This window comes from Streptomyces sp. CA-288835 (assembly GCF_050936385.1).
Taxonomy (GTDB): domain Bacteria; phylum Actinomycetota; class Actinomycetes; order Streptomycetales; family Streptomycetaceae; genus Streptomyces.
Genome location: NZ_JBNJMW010000001.1, coordinates 3,894,300 through 3,917,319, shown reverse-complemented (window position 1 = coordinate 3,917,319; position 23,020 = coordinate 3,894,300). Strand labels below are relative to the sequence as shown.

The window sequence follows — 23,020 nt, the reverse complement described above, 5'->3', positions numbered from 1 at the left end:
GGCCCCGTCCTTTACGTACAAGGCTCAACCGTCACAGTGCGGTACCGAGTGGCCGTGCCGGTTCCCCTGTTCGAGGACCGGTCCCTAGTCTGGGCCTGTCAAGAACATTGCGGGGAAACGTGAATCAGATGCAGGGCGCGCTCCTCTCGGATCGCTACCGGCTCGTCGACTCCATCGGGAGCGGCGGCATGGGCCGGGTGTGGCGCGCGCATGACGAGGTGCTGCACCGGGCCGTCGCGATCAAGGAGTTGACGGCCGCGCTGTACGTGTCCGAGGGCGATCGGGCCGTACTGCTCGCCCGTACCCGGGCGGAGGCGCGCGCGGCCGCGCGGATCAACCACTCGGCCGTCGTCACGGTGCACGACGTGCTGGAGCACGACGGTCGGCCATGGATCGTGATGGAGCTGGTCGAGGGCCACTCGCTGGCCGACGCGGTCAAGGACGCGCAGCGCGTCGAGCCCCGGGAGGCGGCACGGATCGGGCTGTGGGTGCTGCGTGCGCTGCGGGCCGCGCACTCGGCGGGCGTACTGCATCGCGACATCAAGCCCGGCAACGTACTCCTCTCCCGGGACGGCCGTGTCCTGCTCACCGACTTCGGCATCGCGCAGGTGGAGGGGGACACGACGATCACGCGGACCGGCGAGATCGTCGGCTCGGTCGACTATCTCGCGCCCGAGCGCATTCGCGGCCATGACCCCGGTCCCGCCTCCGACTTGTGGTCGCTCGGCGCCACGCTCTACACGGCGGTCGAGGGCAGGTCGCCGTTCCGGCGGACGACACCGCTGACCACCATGCAGGCGGTGGTCGACGAGGAGCCGGGCGAGCCGCAGAACGCGGGCCCGCTCGCCCACGTGATCAACGCCCTGCTGCAGAAGGATCCGGCCGATCGGCCCGACGCGGCGCAGGCCGAGCAGATGCTCGCCGAGGCCGCCGAGGGGCGCAGGCCGAGTGCGGCCGAGGACCATGTGCCGACGGTGCACATGTCGAACGCGCCGACCATCAGCGGCACTTACGGCATCGATGGCCGGCCGGCGCCCGATCCGGCCGCCGCCACCTCGCACCACCCGACGAGCCACACCCCGAACCACCTGTCGAGCCATCCGGCGAGCCACGCCCCGAACCACCAGCCGCACCATCCGACGTACCAACCGCCGCCGGGACAGGCCCGCACGCGAGGCCGCCGCCGTGGCCGCACCCTCGCCCTCGTCGTGGTCCTGGCCGCGCTCGTCGGCGGAGGCGGTGCCGCGGTGATGCGGTACGCGGACGAGTGGAGGTCCGGCGCGTCGTCCTCGTCTTCCGAACCCGTGAAGCCCTCGCCGGAGAGCGGGGACAAGGCGCCCTCGGATGGGATCCCGGACAGCTGGGTGCGGGTCGACGACCCGAAGGGGTTCAGCCTCGCTCTGCCGAGCAAGGCCTGGAAGCGGAAGACGGTGGACGACTTTCAGGTCGACTACACGCCCGACGGCGGCAAACACTTCGTCCGTATCGCCGTCGACGAGTCCCCGGACTTCCCCACGCCGTACGAGCACGTGATCGACCTGGAGCAGCAGTTGCAGGAGCGGCTGCTCAACTACCGGCAGGTCAGCCTGGAGGAGAACGTGTTCCGCGACCGTCCGGGCGCCCTGTGGGACTTCACCTGGACGGCGGTGGCGAAGGACACCCCGTTCCCCGGTCCGCGGCGGGCCATCGAGGAGATGTATCTCAGCCGTGACGGTATCGAGTACGCGATCTACATGTCGGCGCCCGCGGCGGACTGGGAGCAGGCCCGCCGTCAGTTCGACAACATCCTGAGGGGCTGGCGGCCCACGGCGGACACGGCCGGCTGAGCCCGCGCGACGCGAGGCCCGCTCGAGCACCCCGCCTCCGACCTCGGCGCCCACCGGGCTTTGTCAACCGTCGCGCTTCGGCCACCCGGCCTCCGGGCCCCCTAGCAGGCGCTCACCTGTGGGGCATGATGGGGCGCATGGGGACCGAGGGGGAGAACCTCCGTGTCATCGCGGGTCGTTACCGGCTTGAGAACTCGGTCGGCCGGGGCGGCATGGGCGTCGTATGGCGGGCCACGGACCTGTTGCTCGGCCGGCAGGTCGCGGTCAAGGAACTCGCCGTCGACCCGTCGCTCCCGGCGGAGGAGTCCCGCTCGCAGCGCGAGCGCACGCTGCGGGAGGCGCGGGCCGTCGCGCAGCTCGAGCATCCGAACATCATCGTGGTGCACGATGTGGTCGAGGACGACGAACGCCCGTACATGGTCATGGAGTTGATCGAGGGCAGCTCCCTCGCCGACCGGATCGCCGCACACGGGCCCATCGACGCGACCGAGGCCGCGCGGCTGGGCATCGCCCTGCTCAGCGCGCTGCGCAGGGCGCACGGCGCGGGCGTACTGCACCGTGATCTCAAGCCCGCAAACGTCCTCGTCTCCGATGACGGCCGTGTCGTGCTCACCGATTTCGGGATCGCCCGGGTCGCGGGCGCGCCGACGCTCACCGAGAACGGAGCGTTCGTCGGCTCGCCCGAGTACACCGCGCCCGAGCGCATGTCCGGGGCCAGAACAGGACCCGAGTCCGACCTGTGGTCGCTCGGCGCGCTGCTGTGCACGGCGCTGAGCGGCGAATCGCCGTTCCACCGCGACTCGTTGGGCGGCATTCTGCACGCGGTGGTCGCCGCCGAGATCCATCCGCCGGACGAGGCCGGGCCGATCCTGCCCGTCGTACGAGGGCTCCTGGAGCGGGATCCCGACCGGCGCCTCGGTTCCGCGGAGGCGGAGCAGATGCTGCGGGCGTTTCTCGACACGGGCCGTACGCCACCGGTGCCTCCCAGCCCCACGCCGGCGCGGCGGGACGTATCGAAGCGGCAGCCGGTGACCGCGCCGCCCCGGATCCCCTCGCCCTCGCGGCCGTTGCCGTCGAGGCTGCCGGCCCGGAGCGCGCTGATCGCGGCCGCGTTGGTCGCCGCGATGGCGGGGGCGGGGGTGTCGGCCGCCGCGTTGCTGATGAGAGGGGGCGGGGACGGTGACCGTACGCCGTTGCCCACGAGCTCGGCGCCCGAGACGAGCGCCGGTACGAGTCCGGGTACGAGTGCGCCGGTGAGCCCTACGCCCTCGGTGACCGGCACGCGCTCGCCGACGTCCACCGTGGACACGACTCGGTCGCCGGACCGGCCGCCCAGAATCCCGTAAAGGGGATATAAGGAACGTCCTGGGTCACGGGTCTGTGACCGGTGGGCATCAGGGGTGGAAGCTCGCCATCTGGCGCGATAGAGATGGGTCCTATGAGCAACAGCGGGGGAGCCCCTTACGGGTCGAATGAGCCAACCAGTTTTGGTCTGCAACCGCCGCAGCCGGGTGTGCCCGGACATCAGCCCGGTGCGCAGCAGCCCGCCGGCGTCCCGTATCCGGGCAACCCGTACGCGACTCCGCACGCGGCGCCCACCCAGGTCGTGCCCGAGCAGCAGGTGCCGCAGGAGCCCGGCACCGGTCGTCTGATCGCCGGCCGTTACCGGCTGCTCGGCAAGCTCGGCCATGGCGGCATGGGCACCGTATGGCGGGCCAAGGACGAGACGGTGGACCGCGAGGTCGCCGTCAAGGAGCCCCGCGTACCGGATCATCTTCCCGAACGCGAACGTGCCAACGCCTTCGAGCGCATGCGCCGCGAGGCGCGTGCCGCCGCCCGGCTCGACCACCCGGCTGTCGTAAACGTGCATGACGTCGCGGTGGTGGACGGCCAGCCGTGGATCGTGATGGAGCTGGTGCATGGACGTTCGCTGGGCGCCGCGCTGCAGGAGGGCACGCTCGGCGTGCGCGAGGCGGCGAAGATCGGCCTCGACGTCCTCGGCGCGCTGGAGGCCGCGCACGCCGCGGGCATCCTGCACCGCGACGTCAAGCCCGACAACGTGCTGCTCGGCCCGCACGGCCGCGTCGTCCTCACCGACTTCGGCATCGCCCAGATCGAGGGCGAGACCAACCTGACGGACACCGGCGGCTTCGTCGGCTCGCCCGAATTCATCGCGCCCGAGCGGGTGTTGGGGCAGCGGCCGGGCCCCGCCTCCGACCTGTGGTCGCTGGGCGTCGTCCTGTACGCGGCCACCGAGGGCGTCTCGCCCTTCCGCCGCAACAACACCCCCGCCACCCTCCAGTCCGTCCTCAACGCCACGCCGGCCGCCCCGAACGCGGCCAAGGGCCCGCTCGCCGACGCCATCAACACCCTGCTGAACAAAGACCCGGCCCGCCGCCCGAACGCCGCCCAGGTCCGCCAGCTCCTGGAAAAGGCCGCCCAGCCGCCCCAGGAGACCAAGGTCGTCCAACACGCGTCCCCCGGCGGCAAGTCGATACGCATCGGCCGCAAGGGGTGGATCGGAATCGCCGCCGGGCTCGTCCTGGCGACGGCGGTCACCGCGTTCCTGCAGATGGGCAACCCGTTCGCGGGGCCCGTGCCGGACGGCTGGAAGACGCACAAGGAGAAGGACGTGGCGGCGACGCTGGCCGCGCCCCCGGATTACGTACGGGGCGTGCCCGACCGCGCCACGGACAAGACCCACTGGGTGACGTACACGGACCCGAGCTACTCCGTCTCGATCGGCCTGTACCTGTACAAGAAGTCCGAGGACAGCCTCAACGAGATTGCGGGCACCGCCAGTTCGGAGGCGTACCAGGACGCCGACGCCATGGAGAAGGTGGACGACAGCGCGTTCAGCAACATGGCGGAGTCGCCCGCGCCCAAGGCCGAGACCACCGAGACGTCGTACAAGGAAGGCAAGGCGGCGGAGAACGTCGTCACCTACGTCGACGACCAGACGGACTCCGACACGCCCCGCCCGCGGGAGGCCCGCATCTTCTACTACAAGACCAAGTCGGGCGACCTCTACAAGCTGTGGATCGACTATCCCGGCAAGGGGGATTTCACCGAGCGTGGTCGCGAAGTTGCCGAAACCGCCATCGCGAAACTCGACGTCGACAAGCCCTGAGGCCGCACGATACTGATGGTGCATGACAACTGAGGAGGGGCGGCTGATCGGCGGCCGCTACCGGTTGGCCGAGCGCATCGGCTCCGGCGGTATGGGCACCGTATGGCGCGCCGTGGACCAGCTCGTGGGGCGCGAAGTCGCCGTCAAGCAGCCGCGGTTGCCCGGGGATCCCCGGGACGGCGCCCACCAGCGCGCTGCCAATCGCCTCTACCGCGAGGCGCGGGCCGCCGCGCGTGTCGACCATCCTGCGGCCGTAGCCATCCATGACGTCGTCGTCGAGGACGGACTGCCGTGGATCGTCATGGAGCTGATCCGGGGCGACTCGCTGGAGGACGTACTGCGGCGCGGCCCCCTCAAGCCGGCCGACACCGCGCGCATCGGGTTCGCGGTCGTCGGCGCACTGCACGCCGCGCACTCCGTCGGGATCGTGCACCGGGATGTGAAGCCCGCCAACGTGCTGCTCGGCTCCCATGGCCGCGTCGTCCTCACCGACTTCGGCATCGCGCATATCCAGGGCGAGGAATCCCTCACCGCCAGCGGCGAGTTCGTCGGCTCGCTCGAGTTCATCGCGCCCGAACGCATGGCGGGCCAGGGCGCCGGACCCGCCTCCGACCTCTGGTCCCTGGGCGTTCTGCTGTACGCCGCCGTCGAGGGCTGGTCCCCCTTCCGCCGTACAGCCGTGGAGTCCACGCTCGCCGCGATCCTGTCCGACGAGCCGCCGGAACCGCGGCAGGCCGGGGACCTCGGACCCCTGATCACCCAACTGCTGGCCAAGGACCCCGGGCAGCGACCGGACGCCGTGAAGAGCGCGGCGGTGCTGGAGGCGGTCGCCGAGGGCTGGACCGTTCCCGTCCTCACCGACCCACCCCGGCAGCCGCAACCCCCTTACGCCTCACCGCAGTTCGCGGGCTACACCGAGACCGTACGAACCGGACTCCCATCGCCGGACATGGCACGAACCGAGACGGCCGGAGCCCCGCCCGCCGGATCCCTGCCGTCCCCGACGGCGCCCGACCATCACTCCTTACGCCGACGACGCCCCAGCCTTCGTCTCCTCGCCGCCTCCGTCGCCGGTGCCGTTCTCCTCAGCGGCGGCATCTGGCTCGGGATCTCCTTCCGGGGCGGCGACCCGAGGGCGGAGGCGCAGAACCGCGGGGCCACCCCCTCGGCGTCCGCCTCCCCCTCGGCCAGGACCGTGAACGGCTGGACCATCCACCCGGAGAAGGACCTGGACGCCATCGTGTCCGTACCGGTCGGCACTCCGCTGGCCGACCGCGACGACACCGGCGCGGACCGCCGCAACCCCTCCCGCTCGGTGACCTACGGCGACAACGCTGTCCAACTCCGGCTGACCCGCGAGGACGCTGCGCCGACGCCCATGGACTCCTGGGCGGAAGAGGCCACGCTCTCCTACGCCGACGACTTCGCCAAAACGCTGTCCGAACCCACCACGTTCCACGGCTACGAGGCGAGGCTCCTCGACACCGAGTACGAGGTGAAGGAGGAGAAGTACCGCGTGATGCAGCTGCTGATCGCCACGGACGCCAAGGAGTACTACGAACTGCGCGTGGACATGCCGAAGGGCACGAAGGACGAGAAACGCGGCGCCTCGTTGTTCGAGGGCGCGCGTGATCGCCTCAAGGTCGGCAAGTCGATGGTGGGCTGACGTCCTGATCAGGGTGTTCTCCGCCAGCGGCCACTGGCGCGATGTGTGCAGTCCGTGAAGTGGGTTACCACCGGGTACCAAAAGTCTTCGGGCCGGAATACGCTGCGCCTCATGACGGACTCGCAGGCCCCGGTACAGACCGGCACGAACCCCCTTGCCCCCGCCCCCGAGGGCGCCCGCACGGCCGCCGACGTGGTCACGCCGGAGCTCATCGCCCAGCTCACCAAGGGCGTGCCCGGCTCGGGTCGCACCGCCAACCACACGCCGTTCACCGGCGAGAAGCTGGCCGATCTGCCCGAGTCCACCCCCGAGGACGTACAGAAGGCGTTCGAGCAGGCCCGTGCGGCGCAGTCGGTCTGGGCGCAGGTGCCCGTACGGCAGCGGGCCGCCGTACTCCTGAGCTTCCACGACCTGGTGCTGGAGCGTCAGGCCGAAGTCCTCGACCTCATCCAGCTGGAGACCGGCAAGGCCCGGCTGCACGCGCACGAAGAGGTGCAGGCGGTGGCGGTGGCCGCCCGTCACTACGGCAGGAAGGCGTCCTCGTACCTCAGGCCCAAGCGGCACACCGGCGCCGTGCCGACCCTCACCAAGGTCACCGAACTGCGCCAGCCGCGCGGCGTCGTCGGGCAGATCGCGCCCTGGAACTACCCTCTGGAGCTCTCGGTCGGCGACGCGCTGCCCGCCCTCGTCGCGGGCAACGCCGTCGTGATGAAGCCCGACACGGAGACCTGCCTGACGGCACTGTGGGCCCGTGACCTGCTGATCGAGGCAGGGTTGCCGATCGAGGTGTTCCAGGTCGTCATCGGCGACGGCCCGGTCATCGGCCCGGAGATCGTCCGGCACGCCGACTACGTCTCCTTCACCGGCTCCACCCGCACCGGCCGCGAGGTCGCCCAGAGCGCGGCAGGCCGCCTGGTCGGGGTCTCCCTCGAACTCGGCGGCAAGAACGCCATGTTGGTCCTCGAGGACGCCGACATCGAGAAGGCCGCGGCGGGCGCCGTGCGGGCCTGCTTCTCCTCCGCGGGTCAACTGTGCGTCTCCATCGAGCGGTTGTACGTCCACGAGTCCGTCGCCGACGCCTTCCTGGAACGGTTCGCCACCCGTACCAAGGCGATGCGGCTCGGTACGTCCCTGTCGTACGGCGCCGAGATGGGCTCGCTGGCCGGCGAGCGCCAGCTCGAGGCCGTGACCCGGCACGTCGACGAGGCCGTGGCCAAGGGCGCCAAGGTGATCGCGGGCGGAGTGGCCCGCCCGGACATAGGCCCGTACTTCTTCGAGCCCACGATCCTCGACGGCGTAGAGGCGCCGATGGCCGTCTGCAATGAAGAGACCTTCGGCCCGGTCGTCTCCATCTACCGCTTCAAGGACGAGGACGAGGCGATCGAGCAGGCCAACTCCACGCCGTACGGCCTCAATGCCTCGGTCTGGACGAGGAACGGCCGCCGCGGCGCCGATGTCGCCGCCCGCCTCCGCACCGGCACGGTCAACATCAACGAGGGCTACGCCTCCGCATACGGCAGCGTCCAGTCCCCGATGGGTGGCATGAAGGACTCCGGCCTGGGCCGCCGCCACGGCTCGGAGGGCATCCTCAAGTACACCGAGGCCCAGACGATCGCGCATCAGCGACTGCTGCCGATGGCGCCGTCGTTGGGGATGGACGACGAGAAGTACGCGCAGTTCATGAGCCGGAGTCTGCGGGTGATGAAGGCACTCGGGTTCCGGTAGGAACTCCGGCTCAGGGGGCGCCCCTTTTAGGGGCGCGGGGCTCTATCGATATGCGGCTCCGCCGCGTGAGCGCGAGCAACCACACACGGCCCGCACTGCACACTCAAAGAGGAGAACGCAGGTGCCAGAGGATGCGTACGACTACGACGTCATCGTCGTGGGCTCCGGCTTCGGCGGCTCTGTCACCGCCCTGCGCCTGACCGAAAAGGGCTACCGCGTCGGCGTCCTCGAAGCCGGCCGCCGCTTCACCCCCGAGTCGCTGCCCAAGAACTCCTGGGACCTCAAGAACTACCTCTGGGCGCCGAAACTCGGCATGTACGGCATTCAGCGCATCCATCTCCTGGGCAACGTCATGGTGCTGGCGGGCGCGGGCGTAGGCGGCGGTTCGCTGAACTACGCCAACACCCTCTACGTACCGCCGAAGCCCTTCTTCGAGGACCCGCAGTGGAAGGACATCACCGACTGGCAGGAGGAGTTGAAGCCGTACTACGACCAGGCGCGGCGCGTGCTCGGCGTGCGGCTCAACCCGACGATGACGCCGTCCGACGTCCACCTGAAGGCCGCGGCCGAGCGGATGGGCGTGGGCGACACCTTCCATCTGGCGCCGGTCGGCGTGTTTTTCGGTGACGGCGAGGACGCCGACGGGACCGCGAAGGCCGGGCCCGGACAGCAGGTCGACGACCCGTACTTCGGCGGCGTGGGCCCGGCCCGCAAGGCGTGTACCGAGTGCGGGGAGTGCATGACCGGCTGCCGGCACGGCGCGAAGAACTCCCTCGTCGAGAACTATCTGTACCTCGCCGAGAAGGCGGGCGCCGTCGTCCACCCGATGACGACGGTCGTGTCCGTCACCGACGACTCGCAGGGCGGGTACGCCGTCGCCACTCTCCCGACCGACCAGAAACGCAAGGGCGAGGGACGGGTCTTCAGGGCCCGCCGGGTCGTCCTCGCGGCCGGTACGTACGGCACGCAGACCCTGCTGCACCGGATGAAGGCGGGCGGCCAACTCCCGTACCTCTCCAGCAGGCTGGGCGATCTGACCCGTACCAACTCCGAGGCCCTGGTCGGCGCGCAGACCGACAACCGGCGCTATCGCAAGGTCACCGGCGCGGCGAAGGTCGACTTCACGCGCGGCGTCGCGATCACCTCCTCGATCCACCCCGACGCGAACACGCACATCGAGCCGGTCCGCTACGGCAAGGGCTCGAACTCGATGGGCGGCCTGTCCATCGTCCAAGTCCCGTACGCGGACGGGTCGTCGAGGGTGCTCGGCTTTCTGTCCCACGCGGCCCGGCATCCACTGCTCGTGCTGCGCTCGCTGTCCAACCGCCGCTGGTCGGAGCGAACGATCATCGGCCTCGTCATGCAGTCCCTCGACAACTCCCTGACGACCTACCTGAAGCCGAAGGGCGCGGGAAAGGGCTTGTTGACGGCTCGTCAGGGACACGGGGCGCCCAACCCCAAGCAGATCCGGGCGGCTTCGGAGGCGGCGTCGGCGATCGCCGCGGAGATCAACGGCTTCGCGGGCAGCAATGTGGGCGAGCTGATGGGTACGCCGCTGACGGCCCACTTCCTGGGCGGCTGCCCGATCGGGGCGTCCGCCGACGAAGGCGTCATCGACCCGTACCACCGGCTGTACGGGCATCCGGGCATCTCGGTCGTCGACGGCGCCGCGATCTCCGCGAACCTCGGCGTCAACCCGTCGCTGACCATCACTGCCCAGGCCGAGCGCGCGATGTCGTACTGGCCCAACAAGGGCGACGCGGATCCGCGTCCGGCACCGGGAGCCACGTACGAACGCCTGAAGCCGGTCGAACCCCGCTCGCCGGTCGTCCCGCCGGACGCCTTCGGTGCACTGCGACTGCCGTTCCTGGGGATGCCGACGGTGCCGCCGAAGCAGTAGGCCTATGGCCTGTGGGAAAGACGAAGGACCTGCGCCCCCCTCCGAGCGCAGGTCCTTCGTCTCTTGCGTGCAGCGTGTCGCGCCCCTTTAGGGGCGCGGGGAACTGCGCGACCAGCCCCCACCGGCCCGCAGTTTCATCACCCTGCTTCCAGCGGAGCGTTTACGCGTCAGCACCGGTCTTGCGGCGGCGCACGACGAACACCGCGCCCGCTCCGGCGACGACGGCGACACCGCCGACGAGGCCGATCATCGGCAGGGCCGAGCTGGAACCGGTCTCGGCGAGGCTGCCACTCACCTTCGCGGTCTCGTTCTTGTTGGGCTTCTCGTTCGCGACCGGAACCTTGCCGCCAACCTGCGGCTTGGTGCCGTCCGTGTTGGTGCCCGCGGCCACGATCTGGAACTTGTAGGAGATCTGACCGAAGCCCGTGCACTCGGCGTCCGCGTCGCCGTAGATGCTCGCGCCGAGCGAGAAGCCCGCGCCGACCGGGGCGGTGGACTTCACGTTGATGCGCAGCGGGATGTTGACCTCGTAGTCGGGCTTGAGCTCGTCGGTGTAGCCGACGTATCCGACCGCGTAGCCGCCTTCGTTGAGGTTCTCCCAGGTCTTGTCCTGGGGGTTGTAGGCCTGGAGCTGGACCTGCTTGCTCTTGAACAGGTTGTCGCCGTTCTTGTCGGCGGAGGCCCCGGCGAAGAAGTCGAGGTCGTTGAGGGTGGAGGCGGAGTTGTTGGCCACGTTCAGCGAGAACTTGTGCCAACCGCTGCCCGCGGCGATCTTGCCGGGGATACCAGTGATGGTCACGTCGACCTTGGAGTCCGCGCACACGGAGGGCTCCGGCTCGGGCTCCTCGGTGGGCTCCGCGGGGTCGGTCTCGTCCTCGGTGGGCTTGTCCGTGGGCTTGCCCGAGGGCTTGTCGGTGGGGCCCGTCGTCGGGTTGGCCGGCGTCGTCGTCGGGGCGGTCGTCGGAGCCGTCGGGTCCGTCGTCGTAGCCGTGGGGGCGGTCGTCGGCGTCGCCGTCGGCTCGGTCGCCGGCGTCGCCGTCGGCGTCGCGGACTCCGTGGTGGTCTTCGTGCTCGGATCGCCCGTGGTAGCGAACGCGGCGGGCGCAGACAGCAGCGCGAGCGGAGCTATGACGGCCGTCGCGGCCGCAGCGGCCATGGCACGGCGAAGCTTCATCAAGACCTCGGTGAGTCCGGCGTACCGCGACGTCGCGGTACGAGATGTAGGTGGACGCCCTCCGCGTACGAGCCGCGGTGGGGCTGTGGTTCCGCAAGTGAGACCCGGGAATCCTGTGAATGGTTGTCCTCGATTTCACGGGATTCTTATGTGGGCTGAGTCACATCCATGAACTCCGTACTCGACTTGTGAACTCCCTCGGCCACGGCTTAGAAAGGCTCGTCTGCCCATCGGGGGTGGGCAGTTGACAGGGGGAGAGGCGCGAGCGCCGTGGCCGAAAAGCCGTCCGAGGACCCGCGGGGCTCCGAGGACCCCAAGAGTCCCACTGACGATGAGTGGGAGAAGTTCCTACGGGACAGCGAGCTGGGCATCAGCGCCTCCAACGCGCCCAAGGAGCCCTCCGCACGAGCCCGCATGGTGACGGAGCGGCTGCGTCAGCAGGACGCGCGGGGCGAGAGGCCGCCGGGGTGGCGCACCGGTCCCCCCGTGCAGGGGATGAACGTGCGGCCCGCCCGCCGCAGCAAGCTCTGGGCGATCATCGGCGTACCCCTCGTGCTCGCCATCGCCCTGGTCGCCATGAAGCCGTCGCTGCTGCCCGGCGACCTGTTCGGCACGGGCGGTTGGGGCGGTACGGGCACGGAATCCGCGGCTCCGCTGCCTGAGGAGACCGCGCCCCCGTCCACAGCCCCCTCCGCCGCTCCCGGAACGCCCACCCTGGACCGGCCGTTCGCCGGATCTCCGGCCGAGCGGTACGCCGACGGGGAAGCCGGAATCGTGCTGCCGGAGGCGAAGCCGGTCGGCTCGTTCAGCAAGGACCAGGTGGGCCGGGCCCTGAAGCAGACCAAGGCCCTGCTCGTCGACGCGAACATCGACCGTACGACCCTGCTCGGCGGCACCCCCGAGACCGTGCTCGGCACCCTCGACCCCAAGCAGCCCGGGATGCTCTCCGACGTGCGGTCCTGGCTGCGCAAGCCGGACAAGCAGAACGATCCGCTGCTGATGTTCAGCCGGTTCGACAAGGACGAGGTGCGGCTCGTCGGCGATGTGGTCAAGACCCGTGGCCGTATGAGCTTCGAACGGGACGAGAAGGGGTCGGTCGTCATCCGCGCCGACTACACCTTCGTCTACGCGCTGGCCCCGGCCGACCCGGACTCCACAGAGGTGGCCCGCGTCATCGCGCGCCGCGTCCTCGAGACGGAGCTGGCCGATCCGACGCGCTTCCGGCTCACCCCGGGCAAACTGGTGATCGCCCGCTACGACCAGGATCTCGCCAACACCGGCTGCGGCATCTACGACGGCTACATGCACCCGCGGTTCGACTCGGTCCCCACCAAGGGGACGACGAAGCCGACCGGGCCCAAGGTCGACCCGTACGACCGCAGCCGAGACATCCAGAACTCCGGTACGGAGACATGCGGCACCGCCTCGCGGACCTGACGGGGAAGCGCAGGGCTTCGGGCATGCGAAGGGCCCCGCGGCGGGGGATCCGCGGGGCCCTTCCCGGTCAGCACCGACGTCAGGGCAGCGCCGGTGCCTGAGGAGCGGCGCCGGGGGGAGCGCCGCTGGTTCGGTGGTGGTGCGGTTGTCTGCCGGTCTTGCGCCCCGGAGCACATGGGTAGCGCCAGTGGTGTAGACCTTTGGCAGTCGGGCGATGCAATGCGGTTGTCTGCGCTGGGACTCGGGTGGGTTGTTCGATTTGGGACTGCTCTACGCATCGTGCTCGATGGGCGGAGGCCTTCGCAACCGTTTCGACCGCTCTCACACAGATTCGGCCGGTCGGCTCCGGGCGTCCCCGGAGCCGGCCTTCTCTGGTCCGTGACCGGGCTGCTGTCCCCTGCAGTCCGGTCACATCTGCTGGAGCGAGGTCCCACGACGCACGTCCGTACGCCTCATCGCTCCAGCGGAGCCACGCGTGGTTTCTTCGGGCCGCCCCTGGCTGGCACGGACACCGACACCAACGAAGCGCGCCGCGACGCGGTCACGCGATTTCCGGGGAACCGGCCATGGGTACGTGCGTACGCGGAACTCACATACGGGGATTGGGGATACGCGGAATCGTCGGGGCCTCAGATGCGGCCCCGGCACAGCTCCAGCAAGGTCATCGCCAGCGACGTACCGGGCTTGCCCAGCGCCTCCCTGTAGTGGCCGAGGACCTCCATCTCCCGCGACAGGTTCACGCGTCGGCCGCCGGACGCGATCCGCTCCTCCTGGATCACGGCAGACACGGCCATGCGTTCCTGTACGAGACCGATGATCCGGTCGTCGAGCGCGTCGATCCGCTCCCGCGCACCGCTGATCACGTCGGCCGCCGCATCGGTACGGGCACCGGTCTTGTCGAGTACGTCACCCATGTCGGGCTCCTCTTCTTCGGCGACGCCCTGGACCGGCAAGCCCCGGAAACGTCAGGCGCCCCGGACCTTGTCGGCCCGGGGCGCCTGGTAAGTCGCTTGTCAGTAGCTCAAGCAGCACGACCATGGCAGCCGGTGGGCCGGTTGCCATAGGTAAAGACGAAGGTCGGGTGCGTGAGCATGGGAGCAGTATGCACGCTTGCCGGACGCGGTCCAAGCCGGAGACGGGACGTCGTCCCCGCACACCCCGTTAGACTCGGCAGCACAGCCCCTCAGCGAACCGCCGGAAGGCAACCCGTGTCATCAGCGACCCCAGCCGCCCCCGACACCGTCCTGGTCGTCGACTTCGGTGCGCAGTACGCCCAGCTCATCGCCCGACGGGTCCGCGAGGCCCGGGTCTACAGCGAGATCGTGCCGAGCACCATGCCGGTCCAGGACATGCTCGCCAAGAACCCGGCGGCGATCATCCTCTCCGGCGGCCCCTCGTCGGTGTACGCGGAGGGCGCCCCCCGCCTGGACCGCGAGCTCTTCGAAGCCGGCGTCCCCGTCTTCGGCATGTGCTACGGATTCCAGCTGATGGCGACGACCCTCGGCGGCACGGTCGACAACACGGGTGCCCGCGAGTACGGCCGTACGCCCCTGCATGTCTCCAAGTCCGGCTCCACTCTCTTCGAGGGCACCCCCGACGAGCAGTCGGTGTGGATGTCCCACGGCGACGCGTGCAGCGGGGCCCCGGAGGGCTTCGCCGTCACCGCCTCCACGGACGTCGTCCCGGTCGCCGCCTTCGAGAACGACGAGAAGAAGCTGTATGGGGTCCAGTACCACCCGGAGGTCATGCACACCACGCACGGCCAGCAGGTGCTCGAGCACTTCCTGTACCGGGGCGCGGGGCTGAGCCCGAACTGGACCACCGGGAACGTCATCGACGAACAGGTCGCCGCCATTCGCGAGCAGGTCGGCGACAAGCGCGCGATCTGCGGTCTCTCCGGCGGCGTGGACTCCGCCGTCGCCGCCGCCCTCGTACAGAAGGCCATCGGCTCGCAGCTGACCTGCGTGTACGTCGACCACGGTCTGATGCGCAAGGGCGAGACCGAGCAGGTCGAGAAGGACTTCGTCGCGGCCACCGGTGTGCAGCTGAAGGTCGTCGACGCCGAGGAACGCTTCCTCAAGGCGCTCGCCGGGGTCAGCGACCCCGAGGAGAAGCGGAAGATCATCGGGCGCGAGTTCATCCGGGTCTTCGAGCAGGCGCAGGCCGAGATCATCGCGGACGCGGGCCCCGAGGTCGCCTTCCTCGTGCAGGGCACCCTCTACCCGGACGTGGTCGAGTCCGGCGGCGGCACCGGCACGGCCAACATCAAGTCCCACCACAACGTGGGCGGGCTCCCGGAAGACCTCGAGTTCCAGCTGATCGAGCCGCTGCGCAAGCTCTTCAAGGACGAGGTCAGGATGGTGGGCCAGGAGCTGGGCCTGCCGGACGAGATCGTCCAGCGGCAGCCGTTCCCGGGCCCCGGCCTCGGCATCCGCATCGTCGGCGAGGTCACCAAGGAACGCCTCGACCTGCTCCGCGAGGCCGACGCCATCGCCCGCGAGGAGCTGACCGCTGCCGGCCTCGACCGCGACATCTGGCAGTGCCCGGTCGTGCTGCTCGCGGACGTGCGCAGCGTCGGCGTCCAGGGCGACGGCCGGACGTACGGCCACCCGATCGTGCTCCGCCCGGTGTCGAGCGAGGACGCCATGACCGCCGACTGGTCGCGACTGCCGTACGAGGTCCTCGCGAAGATCTCGACCCGGATCACGAACGAGGTCGCGGACGTCAACCGCGTCGTCCTCGACGTGACGAGCAAGCCGCCGGGCACGATCGAGTGGGAGTGACGCTCCGGAGCCGGTGACTCACTCGGGCTGTGGCTCACTCGCGCTTGACGGAGCGCACGGGTTGGCCGGGCTTCCAGATCTGCACGACCAGGTACGCGTTGTTCTCGACGTAGGTCCGTACGACCTCTGTCAGCTCGGTGCGGAAGAGGTGGAACCCCGGCGGTTCTGCCTCTTCCGGCTTTTCCGTGTACAGCGCGATCGTCTCGGGATCGGTGACCTCGACGGCCCGTCCAGAGATTCGTATGTCGCCGCCCCCCATCTCTGTCCCGGGCCCCGAGTTCGCCTGGAGCGCGAAGCGGGGATCGCGGCGCAGGTCCAGTGCCTTTTGCGAGCCGGGCATCATGCCGAACCACAACTCGCCGTTCTTGAACTGGACTTCGAGCCCTGAGGTGCGTGGCGACCCGTCCTTACGGAGGGTCGCGAGGACGTGGTGCGTGAAGGCACCGAAGCGTTCCTCGGTCAGCTTGGCGAGGTCGGGTTCGGCTGCGGTGAAGGCCGCCCAGTTCGGTGCCTGGCTCGGGTTCGGTTTCGGCGTCATACGACCAGTCTGACGCCGAAACCAGACATCTTCTGTCGCTGTTTAAGTGCGGCCTGTCCGCTATTGAAGGGTGGTGAAGAACGGCGATGGGGCGGTGCGCGCAGCGGTTGAGGCGTGGTGTGTGTCAGAGCAGCCCATGTGCCCTGAGGCGCCGCTCGAGCCGGTCCTTGCGTCCGAGTTCCAGGCGCAGGAAGACCGCGAAGACCAGGCCCATCGCGGCGCCGGCGCAGAGCGATGCTCGCCAGCCCACGGGGATCAGCAGCAGCGTCATCAGGGCCGCGCTGGCGGTCATGAAGCCGGCCTTCCGGTGCCAGTCGAGGTCGTCGTCCATGGCATCGAACTCGATCCGGGCCCTGATCAGCCCGACCGCGGGCGCCGCGTCCGGAAGGGGCCTGAGGGTGCCGGGGCGCATGCCGGGCGTGCGGCCGGCCGCCAGCTTGCTGAGCGCGGCGGTGCTCCGCTCGCGTGCCTCGGGGCGGTTGTCGCGGATCAGGCGGACCTGGAGCGTCTGGCCGTGCCTGTGCGTCTCCCCGTACCGGAATCCGTACTGGACGGCGATATAGGTGAGCGCGGCAAGTCTGCGCGGGGAGCCGCCGAGGTCGTTCAGTACGACGACGTCCCGGGTCGCGATCTGCCGGAGCATGTCGGCGATCCGGCGTTCGGTTCTGTTCATGCCTCCCCTCATCTTGTTCGCCTTTCCTGATGGCCCGGCCGGATTGTGCCTAAGCGGACCGTGCCCGACTGAGCAGTCGGTCCCACTCTCGCAGACACGCAGACCCGCGACTCGGCACAACGGTTGTGCACTCTCTTCACGAACATCTCTGTTCTCCTGCGCTGACTGACGGTAACTTCCGGGCTGCAAACAAGTCCGTACCTCTGGGCTGGAGGACATATGCACGGCCCCACGCCGCCCCTGCCCCGCCCCACCGAGCAACTGCGCTTCGCCATGCCGCCGATGCACGAGTCGCTCGACGACGAACGGCGGCATCGCAAGGAACGACTCGCCGGGGCGTTGCGGATCTTCGGGCGGCTCGGTTTCGAGGACGGGGTCTCCGGCCATATCACCGCGCGCGACCCGGAGTTCAGCGACTGCTTCTGGGTAAACCCGTTCGGGATGCCCTTCAAACACGTCACGGTCGGCGATCTTGTCATGGCCAACGGGGAGGGGCAGGTGATCGAGGGGCGCTATCACGTGAACCAGGCGGCGTTCACGGTGCACGCCCAGGTGCACGCCGCCCGCCCGGACGTCGTCGCGGTCGCACACTGTCACTCGGTGCACGGGCGCGCCCTGGCCGCACTCGGCGAACTCCTCGACCCGATCACCCAGGAAAGCTGCGCCTTCTACGAAGATCACGCACTGTACGACGCGTACACCGGTGTCGCCGTGGACGCCGAGGAAGGGCGGCGGATCGCCACCGCGCTCGGTTCCCGCAAGGCGCTGGTGCTGCGCAACCACGGACTGCTGACCGTCGGCGACTCGGTCGACGCGGCGGCCTGGTGGTTCCTGTCCATGGAACGCTCCGCCCAGGTCCAGCTCATCGCCCGCGCGGCGGGCCGGCCCGTGCTCATCGACCACCGGCAGGCGGTGGCGACACGTGAGCAACTCGGCGGGGACCTGGTGGCATGGATCAACTATCAGCCGCTGTGGCAGGACATCAGCCGAAGTGAGCCGGATCTGCTGTCGTGACCTTCGGGTTTCCTGCGTTCAGAAGTCGCGGAGCACGGCGGCCTTCGTCGCCGCGAACTCCTCGTCCGTCAGCACGCCTTCGCGGTGCAGCTCGCCCAACTCCCGCAGTCGGCGCAGAAGTACGTCGTGATTCTCGGCCTGCGGCTCGGCTGGTACCGCGTCCCTGGCCGTCAACGGGAGGCGGGGCGCGTCGGCGGGCAGATACTCGCCGGTGCGGCTGGACGGATGCGGAAGCCGGGCCGTGACCGCGGTGGCGACCAGCGCCGTGAGCAGATCGCGGCGGGCGCTGCCCCACAGGTCGAGGGCGAACGGGTCCTTCTCCGGCGGGAGTTTGGAGAACGCCGTCTCGCGCGTCACAAAGCGCAGAAACCCGTCCTCGTAACCGGAGTTGGGCAACCACTCCACCTGAACAAGATCCGGTACGTCGATGATGCGCGGGCCCGTCGCCCGCTTCACCCGGTCCGAGGTGTCGCTCCAGTCGATCCGGACCTGGTTCCCGTCGAACGACACCGTGCCGTCGCTGGACCGGACGGACACTGGCACGGGTGGGCCTGGCAGCAGGTACTCCTTCGCCGGCTCCTTCGGGATCTGCTCGAGGAGCAGCCCCCGGCGTATCTCCTCGGCGACGTACTCGGCGACGCCCGAGCGGTCGAGATCCACCGTCAGCCGGTACGGGTCCGCCGCGTCGGGAAGCCGGCCACCGGTCGCCTGGAGCAGCGGGTCGGCGCCCTCGCGAAGTCTCAGGCGCAGCCGGCCACGCTTGCGTTCGGGCTCGTAGACGACGCTCGCGACCGCTTCGAGCGGCACGGCGATCTCTCCGTACGTCTGCCGGAACAGCGGTACGGAGCGGTGGAGTCCCGGCGTGATCCGGACCGTGTTGCCGTCGAAGGCCCAGGTCCCGTCGCGCTGGATGATCTCGGCCATAGGGAAATTCTCGCAGCCGGGTCAACACGGGGGCGGGGGTTCGATGCCGGTTGGGGCGACGGGCCCGCCGGTGGGGGTTGCGGGGTTCGCCGCCGCTGAGCGGACCTGCCGGGTGAGGCCGCAGTGGCGTACGGCACAATCCCGGTGCTTGGTACTTGCGGTTATGGGCTGGTTCTACGAGTTGGTTCTACGGAGCGGTGCGGGAAGGCGGCAGCGGGCGGTGGCGGTGCAGGAGGCTGAACAGGGCGCGCACGAAGGGGGCTGCACCTGCGGGGACTGTCCGCAGGGGGCGCGCGAAGGACATCGACGAGCCGTTGCCGCATTCCTTTCCAAGCGGGACGAGTTGGCCTCCGGCCGGGGACTGCCCGCCGCGGTCGCGTACTCGGCGGGGGCCTCGCGGCAGTGGGTGTCGGACGAGCTGACCCAGTCCGCCGACCTCGTCGCCGAGCGGAGCCGGGCCGAGGGCGAGGCATGGCTGGCGCTGCTGTGGCGGCGTACGGCCCTTGCGGTGGCGGGAGCCGTCGGAGCCCTGCTTCTGGCGCAGGCCCTCACCGCGATCGGGGCGGGCTGGACCGCCGCGCGGACCGCCGGCTTCCTCGCCGCGGTCGTCGTGGGCGGGCTGCTGGTCGGGGCGTCGTGGTTCCACCGGGCGCGCGGGGGCGCGCTGGCGCCCGTCATCGGCGAGGACAACCGGCTGTCCACTTCCCGTGTGGTGGCTGCGAGTTGGGTGGTGTTCGTCGTCTACGCCGTGCTGGTACTGGCCGGCCGCCTCGCGGGCGCCTCCTCACCGGGCGAACGTGACGCGCTGATCTCCGGGCTCGAACTCGCCCGGGGCGCGGGCATCGTCACCGTCCTCGCCGTGGTGTGCGGGATCGCTGTGCTGGTGCGGCGGGTGGTGGGCCTGCGCGTACTCGGTCAGCGCCTGCAGAAGATACGCGCCGACCGTCCGCGTGCCGCCGACCTGCTGACCGACGACTCGGGCCGGGGCAACTTCGCGGACACGCAGTACGTCGTGATCGCCGGCGCCGCGCTGGTGTTCGCGGCGGTACGGCTCGCCCGGCGGCCCGAACAGTTGCCGGACCTGCCGTGGGGGCTGGCGCTCGTCGTGCTGGTCTCGGCCGCGACCTACGTCGCCGCCAAGTACGCGGAGGGTGGGCGCCCGGTGATCCACTCGGTCGTCCGGTCCCGCGAGGCCGGCGACCTGGACGCGCCGATCCGCACCGGGGACGACATCGAGATCCGTGGAGCCGGTTTCGTGCCACCGGGTGCGCACACGGCCGACCGCCTGTCGCGGATGGTGGTCCGGATCGGTTCCGTCCACGTCCACGTACCGCTCGTGCCCGTGGCCGGGGGTTTCCGGAATCCGTCCGACGCGGTTCTCACGGTGCCGGTGCCCGCGGATGTGGAGCCGGGGCGTGTGGAGGTGCAGGTGGTCACTGCGGCGGGGGCCGAGACGAACCGGTACGCGATCGATGTGACGGATTGACTCCGTTTGACTCCGTCGGTTGGGTTCGTTTTCGGGTGCGGCGCCGTCGTGGCTGGTCGCGCAGTTCCCCGCGCCCCTAGGTGGTCGGTGGGTGCGGGGCCGCGGTCCGGTGCGTCAGCCCGTCGCCAACAGGGCATACGACCCCGTGCTGACACAGGGCGCAACTGTGCCCAGACCGAAGCTAAGCGACGGGCATAGGACGCACCGGCCCACGTCCCCTCCCACCGGCGGGAGGGAGCCGGGTCCGTTGTGGCTTTGGCTGAATGGAGCCGCAGGCTTTTTAGGGGCGCGGGGAACTGCGCGACAAGCCACGACGAACCCGCACGTGCCAACGAACCCAACCGCCCCTCCGCCGGAGGCATCCCGCTCGACCGCCGGAGGTAAAAAGTTACGTCCGCGGTTGAGCCGCCCGCTCAAGGGCTACGTATGGTCTGTTGAGGGGCGAACTGTCTCGGTGAGAGGTGGCGGAGTGCGATGGCTCACGGTATGCGGATGGATACGCACTCCGGTTACCTCGACGGCGGAGGCAGAGACTGGCGGGACGCAGCCACCCGTTACGCCCTGCTACCGCTGCGCGTCTTCCTAGGCGTCACCTTCATCTACGCGGGGATCGACAAGCTCACCGACAGCGCGTTCATGTCGGAGGCCGGTTCCGGTTCGATCGGCGACATGATGCGCACGGTGCGCGACTCCTCGGCCATCCCGGAACTCGTCGACCTCTCCCTCAAGAACCCGGTCGGCTTCGCCTACGCCATCGCCCTCGGTGAACTCGCCGTCGGTATCGGCACGCTGATCGGGCTGTTCGCCCGCCTCGCCGCATTCGGTGGTGCCATGATCTCCCTCAGCCTCTGGCTGACCGTGAGCTGGCCCTCGGACCCGTACTACTACGGCAACGACCTCCCCTACTTGATGGCCTGGCTCCCCCTCGTACTCGCCGGCGCGTCGGTGTTCTCGATCGACTCGATGCTGCGCGCACGCCGAAGGCAGCGAGCCGGCGCGTACTAGGACTGGCTAGGTCCAGGGCCTCCAGCGATCAGGCCCAGCTCCCGCAGCTCCCGGCCTTCAGCTCTGCGTCGGCGCCTCCCGTGGCTCCCGGGAAGCGAGGCTCTTGCGGCGGTGGCGTATCGCGAGGGTCACCGTGCCCGCCGCTGCCGCCAGGAACAGGCCGCCGGTGACGAGAGGGATCACCGCGAACCAAGGGGTCTCCCAGAGTCCGCCCGCGTCGCCGGCGTAGATGATGCCGGTGAGTGTGAGGAACCCGCCCGCTATCAGTCGGCCGGGCTGGAAGTCATGACGTAGCACGGGCCACCTCCGCCTGTCCGACGCCGACCTCGAGGGTGAGGTCGAGCGTGCCGCCGTTCTTGGTGTTGCTCGCGGGCTTGAGGGTCCGTTCCTCGTACTTGCCGGGGGCCACGTCCACGTCCTGCTTTCCGTCGCCGGGGAACTGGATGTCGCCGACGCCCACTTCGACGTTCAGCTTCACGGTCGCGTCCTTGGGCACGACGACCTTGAGCCGGCCCACGCCCACCTCGACGCTTGTCGTCACGGTCTGGCCCTTGGCGAGGGGTATCCGGGTCAGATCGAGTGTGCCGACGCCTGTGCCGAGTTCGTAGGCCGGACTTACGTCCGCCACCGCGGCCGGTGTCCAGTTCGTGCGCACCCAGTGGGTGCTGATGTCCTTCGGAAGCGCCGCCGAGCAGGCCAGCAGGGCCGAGGTGATGATCGCGAGGAAGACGGACCCCGCCCCTGTACGCCCCAGGAACGCGCTGACCGCTATGCCTGCGCCAAGGACGATGAGGGCGCCCGCCAGGCCGGCCTGGAGGCTGGTGCCCAGCGCGTGTTCCTCCCAGGTCGCGCCGGTGCCGATGGCGCCCGCCAGCAAGGCGAGCAGGAACACCCAGCCGCCGATCCAGCGAGGGCCGCGCGGCTTCGGCTCGCGGGCGCGTATGTCTGGGCGGTAGTTGCCCTGCGCGATGTTCACCGCCGCTGCGATGTCCCGGTCCCGGGTGTCACTCGGGCCCCACAGATAGCCCGTGCCTCCTACATATGTGCCGTCCTTGACGATGGGGTCGCGCCACCAGGAGGAGAAGGAGGCGGGGACGGGCGGTGCCTGGGCTTCGGGTGGCGCGTCGGCGACCGCCTGCGCGGCGAGCGGGTCGGGGCCGGGGGCGCCGCGCTGCCGCGACCAGTAACCGGCGCCCGCGAGTACCAGCGCGAGCGTGGTGGCGAAGGTGAGCACCCCGCCGTTGCCCAGCATGGACAGGAACACTCCGCAGCCGACCAGCGCGAAGAGCACGGCCGTCAGCGCCTGGCCGTCCACGCGGCCGGTGAGCAGCTTGCGCAGCTCGTTCTCCTCCTCGTCGTCGTAGGCCACGAACAGCCAGGCGAAGCCGTAGAAGATGAGGCCGATGCCGCCGCTCGCCGAGAGCACCGCGAGCCCGATGCGGAAGATCACCGGGTCCATGTCGCACTGCCGCCCGAGCCCCGCGCACACGCCGCCCAGCATCTTGTGCCGCCGGTCGCGCCGGAACTTCTGCGGAACCTCGGGCACAACCGGATCCCCGGGCGCGGGCGGGCCCCCGCGCGCGCGCGGTTCCTCACCCGCGGCGGCCGGGGCGCCGGCGGCGGGCACCGTGTCCCGCGGCCCGGTGGGCGAAGCCTCGCCGGGGCCCGGGCCGGAGCCGGGCACTGGACCCGTCGCGGCGTGCGTGTGATCTGTCATGGGTCCATGGTGACGGGCGCGA

18 protein-coding genes are annotated in these 23,020 nt (G+C 70.0%); 11 read left to right on the top strand and 7 right to left on the bottom strand.

The window, feature by feature from the left end:
• Positions 1 to 128: 128 nt before the first annotated feature.
• From ACQEVY_RS17540 to ACQEVY_RS17515, 6 genes are all read left to right on the top strand, one after another.
• Positions 129 to 1,826: a serine/threonine-protein kinase gene (locus ACQEVY_RS17540; RefSeq protein WP_432955271.1), complete on the top strand. Its 1,698-nt coding sequence runs from the start codon at positions 129 to 131 to the stop codon at positions 1,824 to 1,826.
• Positions 1,827 to 1,963: 137 nt separating this feature from the next.
• On the top strand, positions 1,964 to 3,172 hold the full coding sequence (locus tag ACQEVY_RS17535; RefSeq protein WP_432949498.1) for a serine/threonine-protein kinase: 1,209 nt from the start codon (positions 1,964 to 1,966) through the stop codon (positions 3,170 to 3,172).
• Between the two features lie 92 nt (positions 3,173 to 3,264).
• Positions 3,265 to 4,956 carry a serine/threonine-protein kinase gene (locus ACQEVY_RS17530; RefSeq protein WP_432949496.1) on the top strand — a complete coding sequence of 564 codons (1,692 nt, stop codon included), beginning with the start codon at positions 3,265 to 3,267 and terminating at the stop codon, positions 4,954 to 4,956.
• A 22-nt stretch (positions 4,957 to 4,978) separates the two neighbouring features.
• Positions 4,979 to 6,622, top strand: a complete 1,644-nt coding sequence (locus ACQEVY_RS17525; protein ID WP_432949494.1) for a serine/threonine-protein kinase — start codon at positions 4,979 to 4,981, stop codon at positions 6,620 to 6,622.
• A 111-nt stretch (positions 6,623 to 6,733) separates the two neighbouring features.
• The gene (locus ACQEVY_RS17520) at positions 6,734 to 8,347 is read left to right on the top strand and encodes a succinic semialdehyde dehydrogenase (protein WP_432949492.1); all 1,614 of its coding nucleotides are present in this window, start codon (positions 6,734 to 6,736) and stop codon (positions 8,345 to 8,347) included.
• A gap of 121 nt (positions 8,348 to 8,468) precedes the next feature.
• Entirely contained in the window at positions 8,469 to 10,247 is a 1,779-nt protein-coding gene (locus tag ACQEVY_RS17515; protein ID WP_432949490.1) for a GMC family oxidoreductase N-terminal domain-containing protein, read from the top strand.
• A 160-nt stretch (positions 10,248 to 10,407) separates the two neighbouring features.
• Here the strand turns inward: ACQEVY_RS17515 and ACQEVY_RS17510 are convergent, their stop codons facing one another.
• Positions 10,408 to 11,421, bottom strand: coding sequence for an LAETG motif-containing sortase-dependent surface protein (locus ACQEVY_RS17510; protein WP_432949488.1), 1,014 nt, complete (start codon positions 11,419 to 11,421; stop codon positions 10,408 to 10,410).
• A 270-nt stretch (positions 11,422 to 11,691) separates the two neighbouring features.
• On the opposite strand from ACQEVY_RS17510, the gene ACQEVY_RS17505 reads away from it, so the two are divergent.
• On the top strand, positions 11,692 to 12,858 hold the full coding sequence (locus ACQEVY_RS17505) for a hypothetical protein (RefSeq protein ID WP_432949486.1): 1,167 nt from the start codon (positions 11,692 to 11,694) through the stop codon (positions 12,856 to 12,858).
• Positions 12,859 to 13,487: 629 nt separating this feature from the next.
• Here the strand turns inward: ACQEVY_RS17505 and ACQEVY_RS17500 are convergent.
• Positions 13,488 to 13,772 carry a chorismate mutase gene (locus ACQEVY_RS17500; RefSeq protein WP_432949484.1) on the bottom strand — a complete coding sequence of 95 codons (285 nt, stop codon included), beginning with the start codon at positions 13,770 to 13,772 and terminating at the stop codon, positions 13,488 to 13,490.
• A gap of 294 nt (positions 13,773 to 14,066) precedes the next feature.
• Between ACQEVY_RS17500 and guaA the strand changes: the two genes are divergently transcribed.
• Entirely contained in the window at positions 14,067 to 15,641 is a 1,575-nt protein-coding gene (guaA, locus tag ACQEVY_RS17495) for a glutamine-hydrolyzing GMP synthase (protein ID WP_432949482.1), read from the top strand.
• A 34-nt stretch (positions 15,642 to 15,675) separates the two neighbouring features.
• Here the strand turns inward: guaA and ACQEVY_RS17490 are convergent, their stop codons facing one another.
• The gene (locus tag ACQEVY_RS17490; protein ID WP_432949480.1) at positions 15,676 to 16,179 is read right to left on the bottom strand and encodes a pyridoxamine 5'-phosphate oxidase family protein; all 504 of its coding nucleotides are present in this window, start codon (positions 16,177 to 16,179) and stop codon (positions 15,676 to 15,678) included.
• Positions 16,180 to 16,303: 124 nt separating this feature from the next.
• Positions 16,304 to 16,852: a hypothetical protein gene (locus ACQEVY_RS17485; RefSeq protein ID WP_432949478.1), complete on the bottom strand. Its 549-nt coding sequence runs from the start codon at positions 16,850 to 16,852 to the stop codon at positions 16,304 to 16,306.
• Between the two features lie 219 nt (positions 16,853 to 17,071).
• Between ACQEVY_RS17485 and ACQEVY_RS17480 the strand changes: the two genes are divergently transcribed.
• Positions 17,072 to 17,866: a class II aldolase/adducin family protein gene (locus tag ACQEVY_RS17480; RefSeq protein ID WP_432949476.1), complete on the top strand. Its 795-nt coding sequence runs from the start codon at positions 17,072 to 17,074 to the stop codon at positions 17,864 to 17,866.
• Positions 17,867 to 17,884: 18 nt separating this feature from the next.
• Here ACQEVY_RS17480 and ACQEVY_RS17475 read toward each other — a convergent pair whose 3' ends face one another.
• Positions 17,885 to 18,790 carry a DUF4429 domain-containing protein gene (locus ACQEVY_RS17475; RefSeq protein WP_432949474.1) on the bottom strand — a complete coding sequence of 302 codons (906 nt, stop codon included), beginning with the start codon at positions 18,788 to 18,790 and terminating at the stop codon, positions 17,885 to 17,887.
• A 220-nt stretch (positions 18,791 to 19,010) separates the two neighbouring features.
• On the opposite strand from ACQEVY_RS17475, the gene ACQEVY_RS17470 reads away from it, so the two are divergent.
• A complete protein-coding gene (locus ACQEVY_RS17470; protein WP_432955270.1) occupies positions 19,011 to 20,276 on the top strand; it encodes a hypothetical protein in 1,266 nt (421 codons plus the stop codon).
• A gap of 474 nt (positions 20,277 to 20,750) precedes the next feature.
• Positions 20,751 to 21,281, top strand: a complete 531-nt coding sequence (locus ACQEVY_RS17465) for a DoxX family protein (protein ID WP_432949472.1) — start codon at positions 20,751 to 20,753, stop codon at positions 21,279 to 21,281.
• Between the two features lie 57 nt (positions 21,282 to 21,338).
• Here the strand turns inward: ACQEVY_RS17465 and ACQEVY_RS17460 are convergent, their stop codons facing one another.
• Positions 21,339 to 21,578, bottom strand: coding sequence for a hypothetical protein (locus ACQEVY_RS17460; protein WP_432949470.1), 240 nt, complete (start codon positions 21,576 to 21,578; stop codon positions 21,339 to 21,341).
• Positions 21,565 to 22,998 (bottom strand): PspC domain-containing protein, encoded by a 1,434-nt coding sequence (locus ACQEVY_RS17455; protein WP_432949468.1) that lies wholly within the window; start codon positions 22,996 to 22,998, stop codon positions 21,565 to 21,567. The genes ACQEVY_RS17460 and ACQEVY_RS17455 overlap by 14 nt, the downstream gene beginning before the upstream one ends.
• Positions 22,999 to 23,020: the final 22 nt, after the last annotated feature.